The sequence below is a fragment of the Kamptonema sp. PCC 6506 genome (genome assembly GCF_000180455.1).
Classification (GTDB): domain Bacteria; phylum Cyanobacteriota; class Cyanobacteriia; order Cyanobacteriales; family Microcoleaceae; genus Kamptonema; species Kamptonema formosum.
The window spans coordinates 1-13,937 of sequence record NZ_CACA01000216.1; the positions used below are offsets into that span (position 1 = coordinate 1).

Below are 13,937 nucleotides of genomic sequence, written 5' to 3' on the forward strand. Positions count from 1 at the left end.
CCCCCTGCTCCCCCGCTCCCCCGCTCCCTATCTCCCCTTAAGGGAATGGGCTTTATAGAAAGTTTCCAAGCTATGGCGATCGCCTACATATCTCCAGTGCCAGGGTTCGTAACTCACGCCTTGGGAATTGTTTTTAGGGAAGGACATCTCGAAGCTGAAGTATGCGGCATTGGCTTGCAGCCATTTGAAGGCGATTGTATTTTCAAAACTTTGGCTGAGGTTGGTTTCGGGAGCACTGCCGTCACCGATATCGATCGCGTACCCAGTGTGGTGTTCGCTGTAGCCGGGAGGGGCGCTAACTTCTGCTCGTTTGCTGGGTGCTTGTCCTCGTTCTGCTTTGATGTCGAAAAATACGTGCTGTTGGTCATCTACGGAACGAAAGCCGGAAATAGGGACAAAGTAGATTCCTTCTGCGGCGGCGGCGTTTGCCATTTCTTGATACTTGGCTGCTGCTGCTTTTCGCAGTTTGAGGCTACCGTCGGGGGTGATAGCTTGGATTTCGGAGAGGGGTGCTTCTTCGTAGGGGAGATGTCCTAGCAGGTTATCTGGGCTATTAGAAGCAACAGGCGTTGCTGGTGCAGAGGGTGAAGTTTGAGGGGATGGGGACGGTGAGGCGGGGCTGGTTGAGGCTGTTGAGGGCGAGCTTGCTAATGCGGCTGTGTTTTGTTCGCTTTGGGCGGAGGGAGAAGTGAAGGGGATTAAGTTATATCGCATTTGTAGCCACAGGCTGGCTGCTAATGCGATCGCACCTAATCCAGCCAATCTCCAGATTAGCCATTTTTTCTCTTGCTGACTGGTTTGAGGTTGTACGTCGGGGGTGTCGCGCACTGCCTCTGGAATGTCGTCGGCGGCAAGCTCTGAGGCTTTTGGAGGTTTTCTCTTTAGACTAGCGTTATCCAAGCCAGCTTCACTCCTGCACTTCAATCAAGGCTTAACGTTAAAGATTGTAACTGAGACTGGTAAATCCACAGCTATATCTATAAAACGTCATAAATTTTGTCTTATCTGGAATTTTACAGCAACCGCCAGGGCGATTACGGCAAGTCCAACTGTTACTTTTAGTCCATAATCCTTTACGGAGTAACATTTTTCCTTTTCCCTAGCCCTGAGCATCGGAGCATCGTAGCCCCTAGCTATACCTTACCTCTGGGGCGATCGCGATCGCCCCTTTGTTTGCTTTCTTAGCCACCTGCTCTAGAATCGGCAACCTCTGCAATTCCGTTGTCGATTAACCGCTTGGGTCTTCCCGGTTTGCGTTTGTGCCGCTGATTCATTGATTTTTGACTTGCTGTTGCCATCTCTTCTGGGGTACATTGAAACAACTGTAAGGCTTCTAGGTATTTGTTGGGGGTCATAGTGGGTTCTGTGCGCCCCGTTTCCCAGTTGCGAACGCTGGTTTCACTGATTCCAAGTCTGACTGCAACTTCTGCACGGGTTAGCCCCGCACGTTCTCTCAGGGCTTCCAGATCCATATTTTTGAGGCTCCCTCTTAAAATATCAAACTACTTTTTGAAAATGATTTTACATTATATAGCAAAATTATGGAAATTTGTTGGCTATAGAACCCATTTGATATCTTAATGGCGATCGCCCCCAGCCTTGGCTCGGTTCATAGCAGGCGATCGCCCGCGTCACGACTTACGCACCCAACCTCATAAAACGGTTTTTTTACGAAAATACTTCATTGTGACTTCTACTTCCTGCATTCTGTCTCCTGCCTTCTGCGTAACCCACAGATTCTCTCAAAAACCAGTTTCTGGGACAACCTGCGTAAGTTCTATTTGTTTTATTAGGCTGATGATTAAGAGGCTAGCCTCTTAGAGCTGAAATGGGTTCTATAAGCTGGATAAAATATGTCTAAACAACTTACCGACCTAACACCAGCACAAGAAGCATTAATTCCATTATATCTCGAAAAATGGAGAAAACTAGCGCTGCGTACAGAACCCATCAACCGCGATCGAGCATCAGTAGCAATAAAAACAGCCTATGATTTTATTGCTCAAGAAGAGCCGCAAATTATTTTTTTTGATAGCCCATATTTAGCTTTACAATATTTTTCAGAGCGAATGGGTGGCGAATTTGGCAGCGAAATAGGGGAGGAATTAAAAAGCGAAATTTGCTCAGAATTATATAGAAAATTAACCGGACAAATAAAAAGTGAACTAGAAAATGAGATTTACAGCAAATTGTATAATCCGCTATACGCTCAAATTATCGAGCAATTTAACAACCACATTCACAATCAACTGCATAGCCTACTGCATAGCAAAATGATAGGTATTTTCTACAGCTTTATGGAGAGACAATTTTATCATCGCAACAAAATTGTCTCAGAATTATTAGCTTGTAATGGCAGTTGGGTAGATTTTTGCATTTCTGAATTAAATCTAGAATGCGATTTAGCTAAATGGGAAATAATGCAGTTGCTAGTTAACAATTGCGGCTGGATTTACCCTTTTGAAAAAACTTGCTTTGTGTGCGATCGCCCCCGCCTAATTAACTTTGACAGCCAAAAGCTACTCCACGCCGAAGCAGCACCAGCAGTACAATATGCCGACGGATTCAATGTCTACGCTTATCACGGTATTAGATTGCCAGAAACCTATGGGAAACTGCACCCGGAACAATGGCAAGCGAAATGGCTATTAACAGAGGAAAACGCCGAAGTTCGGCGAGTATTAATTCAAGAAATTGGCTATGCCAGAATTTGCCAAGACTTACAAGCAATTGAATTAGATTCTTGGCAAGAATACACCTTATTAAAAATCGACCAAAATCTGGACAGCGAACCAATTTATCTGTTAAAAATGACTTGTCCGAGCACGGGACACATACACGCATTGCGCGTACCGCCTGACTTAAAATTAGCCAGAGATGCGATTACCTGGGTAAATTGGGGAGTCGATCCCGAAGAATTTAGCATTCAAACCTAAAAGCGTAACGCCCCCTCTCGGCGGTTCCTGATACTGTCGGGAGGGTGGTTACGGTCAAAGTCGTGAATCAGTAAGTCCATAGTCTCAGAGCTTGATAGTATGGACACTGGTAGCTACAAGCTAAAAACCCAAATTAACATGAGTCAGTATTTAGATAGCATTCCGCCGCACGGCGGTCAACTGATCAACCGTATTGCCACACTAGATCAGAGACAAGAATTTTTCCACAAAGCAGAGACTCTACCGCGAGTTCAGTTAGACGATCGCGCCCTCTCCGACTTACAAATGATTGCGATCGGCGGTTTTAGCCCCCTGACGGGGTTTATGAATCGCGATGACTACAAATCCGTCATCGCCGATATGCACCTCTCAAACGGCCTGCCTTGGTCAATTCCCGTTACTCTTCCCGTCTCCCAAGAAGTAAGCGATCGCCTCAAAGAAGGTAGCTTAGTCCGCCTCGACTCTCCCAACGGCGACTTTGTAGGCATCTTAGAACTAACTGAAAAATATTCCTACAGCAAAGAAATCGAGGCAATCAACGTTTACAAAACTGATGACCTCAAACATCCCGGCGTGCAGGTACTAGACAAATCTGGGCCTATTAACCTCGCTGGCCCAGTATGGCTAATGGAACGCCTGGATCATCCCCTGTTTCCCAAATATCAGATAGATCCAGCAAAATCGAGAGCTTTATTCCGTGAAAAAGGCTGGAAAACCATCGTCGGATTCCAAACCCGGAACCCCATCCACAGAGCTCACGAATACATTCAGAAATGCGCTTTAGAAATAGTAGATGGATTGTTTTTACATCCCTTAGTGGGCGCAACTAAAGAAGATGACATCCCCGCCGATGTACGGATGCGCTGTTACGAGATCCTGTTAGAAAAATATTTCCCACAAGACCGAGTAATTCTAGCAATTAATCCCTCAGCCATGCGCTATGCAGGGCCGCGAGAAGCAATTTTCCATGCTTTAATCCGCAAAAACTACGGCTGTACGCACTTCATTGTCGGGCGCGATCATGCAGGGGTTGGCGACTACTATGGAACTTATGATGCCCAATACATTTTTGAAGAATTTGACCCCGCAGCATTAGGCATCATGCCGATGAAATTTGAACACGCTTTTTACTGTAAATTGACGGGGCAAATGGCTACGACAAAGACGAGCCCAAGTTTACCAGAACAGCGAGTACATTTATCCGGGACAAAGGTGCGGCAAATGTTACGAGAAGGGAAATTACCACCGCCGGAATTTTCACGGCCAGAAGTAGCAGCAGAATTAGCACGGGCAATGAATATTTATGCTTATGAGATTTGATTAGTGGAGAGCCGTGCAGGGCTGTAAACTTGCTCCCTGCTAAATTCTTTGAACTAATCCCTCAACCCCCTTTCCTGCAAGGGCTGTTGCATTCTTAGGACTTACGCTGGTCAAAAACCCGGTTTCGGCGTTAATATTTCTGGAAAAAAGCGACGATCTTGGTCAGAAAACCGGTTTTTTTGCGTAAGTCCCTAATTCTGCCTAAAAAATTGTTTGGTGCGATCGCGGTCTATCCCACGTTAAGCTAGAGTTTCCCAACCCTTTCTATTATTGCCACCTGCCACCTGCCTATTGAGCTATGACTTATTTCTTAACCGCCGCCTTGTATAAATTTGTTGAACTCTCGGATTTTGCCCAACTGAGAGAACCCTTGCTAGCCTGCTGCAACGAAAACAAGGTGAAAGGCACTATCTTACTAGCCCAAGAAGGAATTAATGGCACCATTGCCGGCTTACCTGAAGGTATATATGCAGTGCTAGCATTCCTACGTCGCGATCCGCGCTTAGCTGATTTAACCCACAAAGAATCTTTCTCCGAAAAAGCACCATTTTATCGGCTAAAAGTACGCTTAAAACGCGAAATCGTGACTATGGGTTTACCCGATATTAATCCAACTGTAATGGCTGGTAAGTATGTCAAACCTGACGAGTGGAATCAACTACTTGACGATCCTGATGTTGTCGTAGTTGATGTGCGTAACGACTACGAAGTATCCCTCGGAACCTTTAAAGGTGCGATCGATCCCAAAACAAAAAGCTTCTCTGAATTACCCGAATGGGTAAAGCGAGAAACGACATTACGCAATAAGCCAAAAGTAGCAATGTTTTGCACGGGAGGTATTCGGTGCGAGAAATCTACGGCATTTTTGCGAAGTCAAGGTTTTCAGGAAGTTTATCACTTAGAAGGTGGAATATTGAAATATCTAGAAACAGTTCCAGAAGCAGAAAGTCGCTGGGAAGGCGAATGTTTTGTTTTTGATGAACGAGTTTCAGTTGGTCATGGCTTAAAGCCTGGTGAATATGAACTTTGTCGCGCTTGTCGTCACCCAATTAGTCAGGAAGAAAAAGCTTCAGAATTATTTGTTTTGGGTGTAAGTTGTCCGCATTGCTATAACTCGAAAACTGAAGCGCAGAAAAAATCTTTATCCGAGCGGCAACGTCAAATTGAGCTGGCGAAGAGTCGCAATCAAGTGCATATCGGTGCTAGCTATCATGTTAAGGAGAAATCAAATCTTACGTCAATGGATTAATCTACCAATTAAAGGCGTAATATCAAATCCGGTTCATCGGAATTATATGACCGGGGCGGGTTTATAGGATTTATCAATACTTATCAAATATGTTGGCGAACCCGCCCCTACAAAAATTATTATGATGTAATTCCGAATCAAATGGAAATGATATAACCGATTTTTTTAGACTTTTTCCTTCTTCCCTCTTTTTTCTTGCTTCTTCCTTTGCCGATGTCAGCAACCTACCCAATTTTGTATTCTTTCCGCCGCTGTCCATTCGCTATGCGGGCACGCTTGGCATTAATTATCAGCAATCGAGTCTGTGAGTTACGGGAAGTTGTCTTGCGTGATAAACCACAGGAAATGTTGGACGTATCCCCTAAAGGTACGGTACCGGTATTGATTGATATTGATGGGCGCGTACTGGATGAAAGTATGGATATTATGTTGTGGGCATTGACACAACACGACCCGGAAAAATGGTTGATTCCAGAGCAAGGTTCGGTTGCAGAAATGTTAGAGCTGATTGCTGAATTTGACGATCGGTTTAAATATCATCTTGACCGTTATAAATACCCGGATCGTTATGAAGGGATCGATTCAGAAGCTCATCGGATTGAGGGTGCTTTATATTTAGAGAAACTGAATGTAAATTTAAGTACGAAAAAATATTTATTTGGTAATCGTGTGGCATTAGCAGATATGGCGATCGCACCCTTTATTCGTCAATTCGCCCATACCGATCCAGATTGGTTCAATGCACAGCCTTGGTCGCAGCTACAAGCTTGGTTATCAGAGTTTATAGATTCTAAAATCTACACTCAGGTGATGAAGAAATATCCAAAATGGGAATTGGGCAATACAGCGGTTATGTTTCCTGATTAAGAGGTAAGATATAGCAACTGCCACAACGGTTAAGATACTCGCTCATAGCCCAAACTATTGACTCTCTTACCCTCTTCCCCTTCTTTCACGCATCCCCTAGCCCCTAACCCCTAATCCGATGGAATCTGAAAATAATATCGCTATTGAACATCAGAATGTTCCTGTGGCTCATCAAGGGCTGCACAGTTTTTTGTATAGTTCTGATGATGAGCATACCTCCGTTAGCCCATCTATTGCCTTAGATAATGAGGTGGCTGAGGTTGTTTCAGTGGAAGATTGGCGATCGCTCACCGATCGGGTTAAGGTTGCTGGAGTGTATGCGGTTTTAGACTGCGATCGCCAATCTCAATACATTGGTTACTCACGGGATGTACGCCAGTCTCTAGAGGGACACATAGCTCAAAATGGAACTGAAATCTGTGCTTTTATTAGAGTTCAGGTGTTTAAATTTCCTAAGCGTCAGGCGATGGAAGCTCTTCGGGATGAATGGATTGCTGAGTTAGATTACATTCCACCTGGAAATCAAGCAGCACAGGGAAATTGGGCGAGTACAGTGGGTGAAGCGGCCCGGATTGTGATGTCAGAAAGCGATCGCAATAACTACGAAGAGAAGAAGCTCAAATTACGTAAAGCAATGGCGGATAGCACCCTTATTGATGAATTAGAGAAGAACGATCGACAGGATAGCGCAATGGCTGAGCGTCATCAAAAATTAGAAGCAGCAGTTAAAAATGATGATTGGAGTGCTGTCATTGATTCTTAAAAAGAATTATCAAGTTAGCAATGCCATTAAACCAATTTAACTCTTGACAATTTGTACAAACAATAGTAGCTATCTAAAATAATCTTTGCCAAGTTAATTCTTTCGTCAATTCATTCAACTTCCAGCGCAATAACTGAACAGCAGACTGACCACAAATCCCAGGAAGTCCGATCGCTTTTCGCGGTGAGTCCACAGCCATCGCGATCGCACTTTCGGCATCGCAAATTCCCCACTTCACCAAGTTTTGTACCCCCATCAATAAAGGTAGTGTCGTCCCCGCTAACGTTCCCCCTTCTACTGGTTCGTGATAGCCAACTCGTACCCAGGCCGTACCTTTTTTAACTTCAATATACCGAGAATCCCAAGGATAAACGCCATCCTGCAATCCCAAAGGTGCTAAAGCATCGCTAACTAAGAAAATCCCTTGTTCGTATCTGCTAGAACGCAGTAGCACTTCAATCATGGCAGGAGTTACGTGCTCGCCATCGGCAATTAATCCACACCGAACATGGGGGTGAACGATCGCTGCTCCTAACATTCCGGGTTCTCGATGGTGTAAGCTGGGCATGGCATTAAAAGCGTGAGTTACCATTGAGGCTCCTCGTGCAAAAGCCTCCTGTGCTTGTGCTGCTGTGGCTAGTGAGTGTCCCAGGCTAACTGTAATGCCTAAACTTTGCAAATAGGCGATCGCTTCTCCTGTGCCGTCTAACTCTGGCGCGATCGTAATTATTCTAACTATATTTGCCCAATCGCCCAAAACTTGCTTGACATTTTCTATTTTTAGTGGTAATAAAAACTCTGCTGGATGAGCGCCTCGCTTGTGAAAATTAAGAAACGGCCCTTCTAGATGGACTCCCAAAATTTGAGCTGTTTTAGGAGATGCGTCTTTGTTAGCGGCCATAAAATCAGCAATAGTAGAAAGCGATCGCCTAAATTTTTCCAGTGATGTTGTTACCAGAGTTGGCAAAAAACCATCTATTCCCTGAGTCCACAAAAACTGACAAATTTCCTGTAAAAATGGGATGTTGTCGCTCTCTAAATCTGGAAAAGCCAAACCAAGGGCTCCATTAATCTGCAAATCAACTCCGCCAAGAGACACTAAATCTCCGCCTGCGTCGATTACTTGCAAATCTGGAGGAGCAACCCGCTTAAACACTTTCTCCATCGGGTAAATTCCTTGAATGATACCCTCAGCATTAATAGCGATCGCCTGCAAGCCATTGTAACCGGGGAGCTTAGCATTAAGAATATCTATCGGGGCAGCAATTGGGGTTGTTGCTTCAATCATTTTCCAACAAAATATCTAATCTGTCTGAAATCTAAAATCTTATGAATCAAGCTGTAATTGGAATTATCATGGGCAGTGATTCGGATTTGCCCACGATGAAAGATGCGATCGCCATCTGTGAAGAATTTACCATCCCTTGCGAAGTCGCGATCGTCTCCGCCCACCGCACTCCTGAGCGGATGGTAGAATATGCCCAAAATGCACATCTGAGAGGTCTAAAAGTTATTATCGCAGGTGCGGGAGGAGCAGCGCATCTCCCAGGTATGGTAGCATCGCTGACACCTTTGCCAGTAATCGGAGTACCTGTGGCGACACGACACCTGCAAGGGGTAGATTCCCTCTACTCCATCGTACAAATGCCTGCTGGCATACCTGTAGCAACAGTGGGAATAGGCAATGCTAAAAATGCTGGCTTATTAGCAGTACAAATATTAGCGGCTTACCAACCAAAATTGTTAGAGCGAGTGCAGCAGTACCGCCAAAGTCTATCGCAATCTGTGATGGAAAAGCAAGAAAGATTGGCTGAGCTTGGTTACAAGCAGTATCTCGATTAAAGTTATTAACTGTTAACAGTTAACCGTTAACCGTTAACAGTTAACTAAGAAATGAGCAATTAGGCTTGACAAGCTGTCTACCTTTGTGCTGCTATGTCAACCCAAGCAATTCCAGAACCTTCGCTAAAAAAATGTATATTTGGATACAGAAGGTAAGGAACAAATATTGATGGAATCTTTGAACAATTGCTGAAATATTTGCAAGATGTCTAAACTAACAATCCAAAAGAAAAAATTGAGAAAAACACAGCGATCTCGTTCCAATTGGTTCGCAACTGAATTTCCGAGAGTTACCAAAAAGTTAGCTCGTTTACAAGTCGCCATCAAGCGGTTGAGTCCTAGCTGGCAGGCTTGCATTCCCTTAGCTGGTATCATCGTGCTGTTTTGGGGTTACGCTGCCGTAGCCCAAACTACACCCCCCACCACTGAGGAACAATTAGCAAGTCTGAAGGTAGGGCTAGACACCATGTGGGTGATGGTGGCTGGGATGCTGGTGTTCTTTATGAATGCTGGTTTCTGTATGTTAGAAACTGGCTTCTGTCGTCAAAAAAATGCAGTTAATGTTTTAGCCAAAAACTTAATTGTATTTGCCCTTTCCACGATCGCATTTTGGGCGATTGGCTTTGCCCTAATGTTCAGCGACGGCAATGCTTTCCTCGGTACCAGCGGCGGATGGTTTCTTTGGAACGTGACTGACAATAGCCCTGCCACAGGGGACGCTTACCAAGGCATCTTCAAATCTTTAAATTGGACTGGCATACCGCTCAATGCTAAGTTCTTTTTCCAATTAGTTTTTGCAGGTACGGCCGCAACTATCGTGTCTGGAGCAGTTGCAGAGCGGATCAAGTTTTTTGATTTCTTAATTTTCAGCTTGTTGCTAGTAGGAATTGCCTATCCTATCACCGGACACTGGATTTGGGGCGGCGGTTGGCTGGCACAAGCAGGCTTTTGGGATTTTGCAGGTTCAACAGTAGTTCACTCTGTGGGCGGTTGGGCAGCTTTGATGGGAGCAGCTTTTCTGGGGCCGCGTACTGGCAGGTATAGAGATGGCGAAACCGTTGCTATGCCCGGCCACAACATGAGTATTGCGACGTTAGGATGTTTAATTCTGTGGTTAGGATGGTTTGGGTTCAACCCAGGCTCGACAATGGCTGTAGATCCAAATGCGATCGCTCACATTGCGATTACAACTAATACAGCCGGCGCTTTTGGCGCATTGGCAGCGGGCCTTACTGCTTGGCTTTACCTCGGTAAGCCGGATCTTTCCATGATTATTAACGGCCTTTTGGCTGGTTTGGTGGGAATTACGGCTGGTTGTGCTTGGATTAACGTACCCAATTCTGCCCTGATTGGCATTGTTGCTGGGGTAATGGTAGTCTTTGCAGTTACTTTCTTCGATAACTTAAAAATTGATGACCCCGTAGGTGCAACCTCAGTTCACCTAGTCTGCGGTATTTGGGGAACTCTGGCAGTAGGCTTGTTTGCTGATGGCCCGACAACTGGACTCTACAGTGCTGGCCCAGCAGCCGGATTGTTGGTCGGTGGTGGCTTTGGTCAACTTTGGTCGCAAATTATTGGCGTTGTTTCAGTGGGAGGGATGACTGTTCTACTGAGTACCATTTTCTGGTTAGCTCTGAAGGCGACTCTGGGTATCCGAGTTACTCCAGAAGAGGAAGCAGAAGGCCTGGATATTGGCGAACACGGAATGGAAGCTTACAGCGGCTTTGTCAAGGAGACAGGCTTTAGTGGGGTAAGTGATGCCTCCTCCCGTAGCGGCTGGCCTGCTAGCGGCGGGACTGGTAAGTAGAGGATAGGGGGCAGGGGGAGCTCTTAAGCTCTTGAGCAGGGAGAGGGGGGAATTTTCTATCTTCCATCTTCTCCCATCGCTCCTTATCCTCGTCCCAATCTCCTTGGCTTAAGAGATTACCTCGTTAATGTAGTTCTACCAGTTAACAGTTAACGGTTAACAGTTAACTGTTAACCGTTAACCGTTAACAATTTTTGTGGTAAAGTGTGCAAAAAAGACGGTGCTTGATTCCCGCAGGTCGAAAACAGAGTCGATCGGTTGAATCCGAGCCACTATTTATGCTAATTCGCCGTCGGATGGCTGCACGTCCCCTGAGCTTATGGTTAAGTTTGAAGCTGGTAGTGGAGGAGGCTCTAATAAATCCCTATTAGGGATGAAATTTACTCGCTCAACAACTCCTCCGGCTTGGGCTTTGTTATCTCTAGCTACCAATGGGCTGCTGCTTGTGACTGTTGCTTTGTTGGTGATGCGCGATCGCATTATCTCTCACTCTGCTCAAGCTAGTAACTCTATGACTGCTACTAGCTTTCAAGAAAAAATCTTGGAACAGGTATCGGGAGGGATTGGGCAAAACCAGCCTGTGTTGGGGCCTCGCCACAAGTGGACTTACGAACAGTGGGTGGCTCAGTTGGGGCGAGAAGCTGAGGCTGTGGCCGTTAATAGACCCGAAAGGCTGACTGTTTTGGCTGGGGATTCTCTGAGTATGTGGTTCCCACCGCAACTGTTACCAGGCGATCGCATTTGGTTGAATCAAGGAATTTCTGGTGAGACATCGGCGGGTTTGCTAAAGCGGTTGCAAATTTTTGACCGCGTTAAACCGGAGACGATTTTTCTAATGATTGGGATTAACGATCTGATTCGGGGGATAGGAGAGGAAACGATTCTGGCTAACCACCGACAGATGATCCGCGATTTGCGTTGGGTTCATCCTCATTCGCAAATTATAGTGCAATCTATTTTACCGCATGGGGGAGATCGAGCTTCTTGGGAGGGTCGCGATCGCCTTTTAGCAATTCCTAACAGTTACATTCGCGATCTAAATCGGCAGCTTAAAGAGGTTGCTAATTCAGAAAATGCTTTATACCTAGATTTATACCCACTTTTTGCAGATACAAATGGTAATCTCCGATTGGAACTGAGCACTGATGGCCTGCACCTGAATGAGCAGGGATATTTGGTGTGGCGATCGGCTCTACAAGTTTTTAGTCAGTTAGAGTTAGATGTGAATCATTAATTAAGACTTACGCACGGAAAACCTAAGTCTGTCATTGCGAACGTAGAAAATCTAATTCTGTCATTGCGAACATAGAAAATCTAATTCTGTCATTGCGAACATAGAAAATTTAAGTCTGTCATTGCGAACGTAGTGAAGCAATCTTAGCCCCAAGGAGATTGCTTCGCTTGGCTCGCAATGACAGAAAATTCTAGTGACAGAACATCCCAATGATAGAACATCCCAATGACAGAAAATTCTAGTGAGTGTGTAAGTCCGGTTTTTAGTATTCGGTAATACAGAAGGGTTGTTTAACAAATGGTGGAATCCAAAGGTTAGCCTTGAAAATTCCTTTGGGTTGGGGAGTAAGCGTAAAGTGATTAAAAAACTTCTACTGATTGGGGTTATCTCGTTATGGCTGTTGAGTGGCCCACTTATGGGAAATGCTTTGGCTCAAAATGCACCCGTAGTGGTGGAAAATCCGATTAATAGTGGTGATACGGCGTGGATGCTGATTTCGTCGGCGCTGGTGTTATTTATGACTCCGGGGTTGGCATTTTTTTATGGGGGGCTGGTGCGATCGCGCAATGTCCTGAATACAATGATGATGAGTCTGTTACTAATGGCTCTGATCGGCGTTACCTGGACTCTTTGGGGTTACAGTTTGGCCTTCGATGTCTCCACCCCCGTTTCTGAAGGCTTTGGCAAAGGGATTGAAAAGTTCATCGGCGGCTTAGACTGGATGTTTTTAAACAATGTCGCAGCCGATAAACCCGATCCGATTGGTTACGCGGGAACGATTCCCCACCAAGTCTTCATGGTTTACCAGATGATGTTCGCGATCATCACGCCTGCTTTAATCTCAGGTGCGATCGTTGAGCGGATGAGTTTTAAAGCTTATTTCTGGTTTGTACTGCTTTGGTCTACCTTTATTTACTCTCCCTTGGCTCACTGGGTTTGGGGTAGAGGCTGGCTGGGCGAACTCGGAGCTCTGGACTTCGCAGGCGGTAATGTTGTCCATATTAGTTCCGGCGTTTCTGCGGTAGTTGCAGCCTGGATGATCGGGCCCCGCAAAGACTTTATGAATAAGCCTCACGCTCCCCATAATGTGCCTTATGTGCTACTCGGAATTGGAATGCTATGGTTTGGCTGGTTTGGCTTCAACGGCGGTAGCGCTTTAGGATCGGGAGCTTTAGCAGCAGTTGCTTTTGTCTCTACGATGGTATCTACTTCCGCAGGTGGTTTGACCTGGGCAATCCTGGAATGGGTACTTAGAGGTAAGCCGACGGCTGTGGGAATTGCTTCTGGTTTCTTAGCAGGATTAGTCGGTATTACACCTGCGGCTGGATTTGTGACTCCGCTTTCAGGTGTTTTGATTGGTTCAATCACTGCCGTTTGTTGTTTCTTTGCTGTTAGTTTGCGGGCAAAACTGCAATTTGACGATTCTTTAGATACTTACCCCGTTCACGGTGTCGGCGGGACAGTGGGAGCGATTTTAACTGGGGTATTTGCAACTAAAGCAGTTAACAGTGCAGGGAATAATGGATTGCTTTTTGGCAATCCGGGGCAACTTGTAACTCAAATTATTAGTGTTATCGCTACCTACATTTTTGCCGCTGTCGGTACTTTTATAATCCTTAAGGTTTTGGGAGCAATGATGGAGTTGCGAGTGAAGCAATCCGCTGAAGACCAAGGTTTAGATATTAACGAACACGGTGAAGAAGGTTATGGAGAGGAGTTTGCTGGGGGTTTGAGCATGATTGAGGAATAAGAATTATATAGCGAGCGATTTTAACTTGTATGAGAACAAGTAATTGGTAATTGGTAATGGCTAACTGCTAATCGCTAATGGCTAATGGCTAACTGCTAATCGCTAATCGCTAATCGCTAATGGCTAACTGCTAATCGCTAACTGCTAATAGCTAATGGCTAATTACCTT

12 protein-coding genes are annotated in these 13,937 nt (G+C 45.3%); 9 read left to right on the forward strand and 3 right to left on the reverse strand.

Translation table 11 applies throughout. The features are described 5' to 3' along the window. Positions 1 to 27 precede the first annotated feature (27 nt). Together OSCI_RS11025 and OSCI_RS11030 are read right to left on the reverse strand one after the other, a co-directional pair. A complete protein-coding gene (locus tag OSCI_RS11025) occupies positions 28 to 900 on the reverse strand; it encodes a M15 family metallopeptidase (protein ID WP_007355022.1) in 873 nt (290 codons plus the stop codon). A 281-nt stretch (positions 901 to 1,181) separates the two neighbouring features. Then, positions 1,182 to 1,472, reverse strand: coding sequence for a helix-turn-helix domain-containing protein (locus OSCI_RS11030; protein ID WP_007355023.1), 291 nt, complete (start codon positions 1,470 to 1,472; stop codon positions 1,182 to 1,184). A 381-nt stretch (positions 1,473 to 1,853) separates the two neighbouring features. On the opposite strand from OSCI_RS11030, the gene OSCI_RS11035 reads away from it, so the two are divergent. From OSCI_RS11035 to OSCI_RS11060, 5 genes are all read left to right on the forward strand, one after another. Continuing rightward, positions 1,854 to 2,936, forward strand: a complete 1,083-nt coding sequence (locus tag OSCI_RS11035; protein WP_007355024.1) for a DUF6745 domain-containing protein — start codon at positions 1,854 to 1,856, stop codon at positions 2,934 to 2,936. Between the two features lie 138 nt (positions 2,937 to 3,074). Further along, a complete protein-coding gene (gene sat / locus OSCI_RS11040; RefSeq protein WP_026103853.1) occupies positions 3,075 to 4,256 on the forward strand; it encodes a sulfate adenylyltransferase in 1,182 nt (393 codons plus the stop codon). A 298-nt stretch (positions 4,257 to 4,554) separates the two neighbouring features. Further along, positions 4,555 to 5,505, forward strand: a complete 951-nt coding sequence (locus tag OSCI_RS11045; protein ID WP_007355026.1) for a rhodanese-related sulfurtransferase — start codon at positions 4,555 to 4,557, stop codon at positions 5,503 to 5,505. Positions 5,506 to 5,718: 213 nt separating this feature from the next. Then, complete coding sequence (locus OSCI_RS11055) at positions 5,719 to 6,372, forward strand: glutathione S-transferase (protein ID WP_071592497.1); 654 nt, start codon at positions 5,719 to 5,721, stop codon at positions 6,370 to 6,372. A gap of 118 nt (positions 6,373 to 6,490) precedes the next feature. Continuing rightward, positions 6,491 to 7,135 carry a GIY-YIG nuclease family protein gene (locus OSCI_RS11060; protein WP_007355028.1) on the forward strand — a complete coding sequence of 215 codons (645 nt, stop codon included), beginning with the start codon at positions 6,491 to 6,493 and terminating at the stop codon, positions 7,133 to 7,135. Between the two features lie 73 nt (positions 7,136 to 7,208). Here the strand turns inward: OSCI_RS11060 and nagA are convergent, their stop codons facing one another. After that, positions 7,209 to 8,423, reverse strand: a complete 1,215-nt coding sequence (gene nagA, locus OSCI_RS11065) for an N-acetylglucosamine-6-phosphate deacetylase (protein WP_007355029.1) — start codon at positions 8,421 to 8,423, stop codon at positions 7,209 to 7,211. Positions 8,424 to 8,464: 41 nt separating this feature from the next. Between nagA and purE the strand changes: the two genes are divergently transcribed. From purE to OSCI_RS11085, 4 genes are all read left to right on the forward strand, one after another. Continuing rightward, a complete protein-coding gene (gene purE / locus OSCI_RS11070) occupies positions 8,465 to 8,977 on the forward strand; it encodes a 5-(carboxyamino)imidazole ribonucleotide mutase (protein WP_007355030.1) in 513 nt (170 codons plus the stop codon). Positions 8,978 to 9,182: 205 nt separating this feature from the next. Continuing rightward, positions 9,183 to 10,784 carry an ammonium transporter gene (locus OSCI_RS11075; protein ID WP_007355031.1) on the forward strand — a complete coding sequence of 534 codons (1,602 nt, stop codon included), beginning with the start codon at positions 9,183 to 9,185 and terminating at the stop codon, positions 10,782 to 10,784. A gap of 319 nt (positions 10,785 to 11,103) precedes the next feature. Beyond that, positions 11,104 to 12,018 carry an SGNH/GDSL hydrolase family protein gene (locus tag OSCI_RS11080; protein ID WP_007355032.1) on the forward strand — a complete coding sequence of 305 codons (915 nt, stop codon included), beginning with the start codon at positions 11,104 to 11,106 and terminating at the stop codon, positions 12,016 to 12,018. 415 nt (positions 12,019 to 12,433) lie between these two features. Then, positions 12,434 to 13,768, forward strand: coding sequence for an ammonium transporter (locus tag OSCI_RS11085; RefSeq protein ID WP_007355033.1), 1,335 nt, complete (start codon positions 12,434 to 12,436; stop codon positions 13,766 to 13,768). Positions 13,769 to 13,937: the final 169 nt, after the last annotated feature.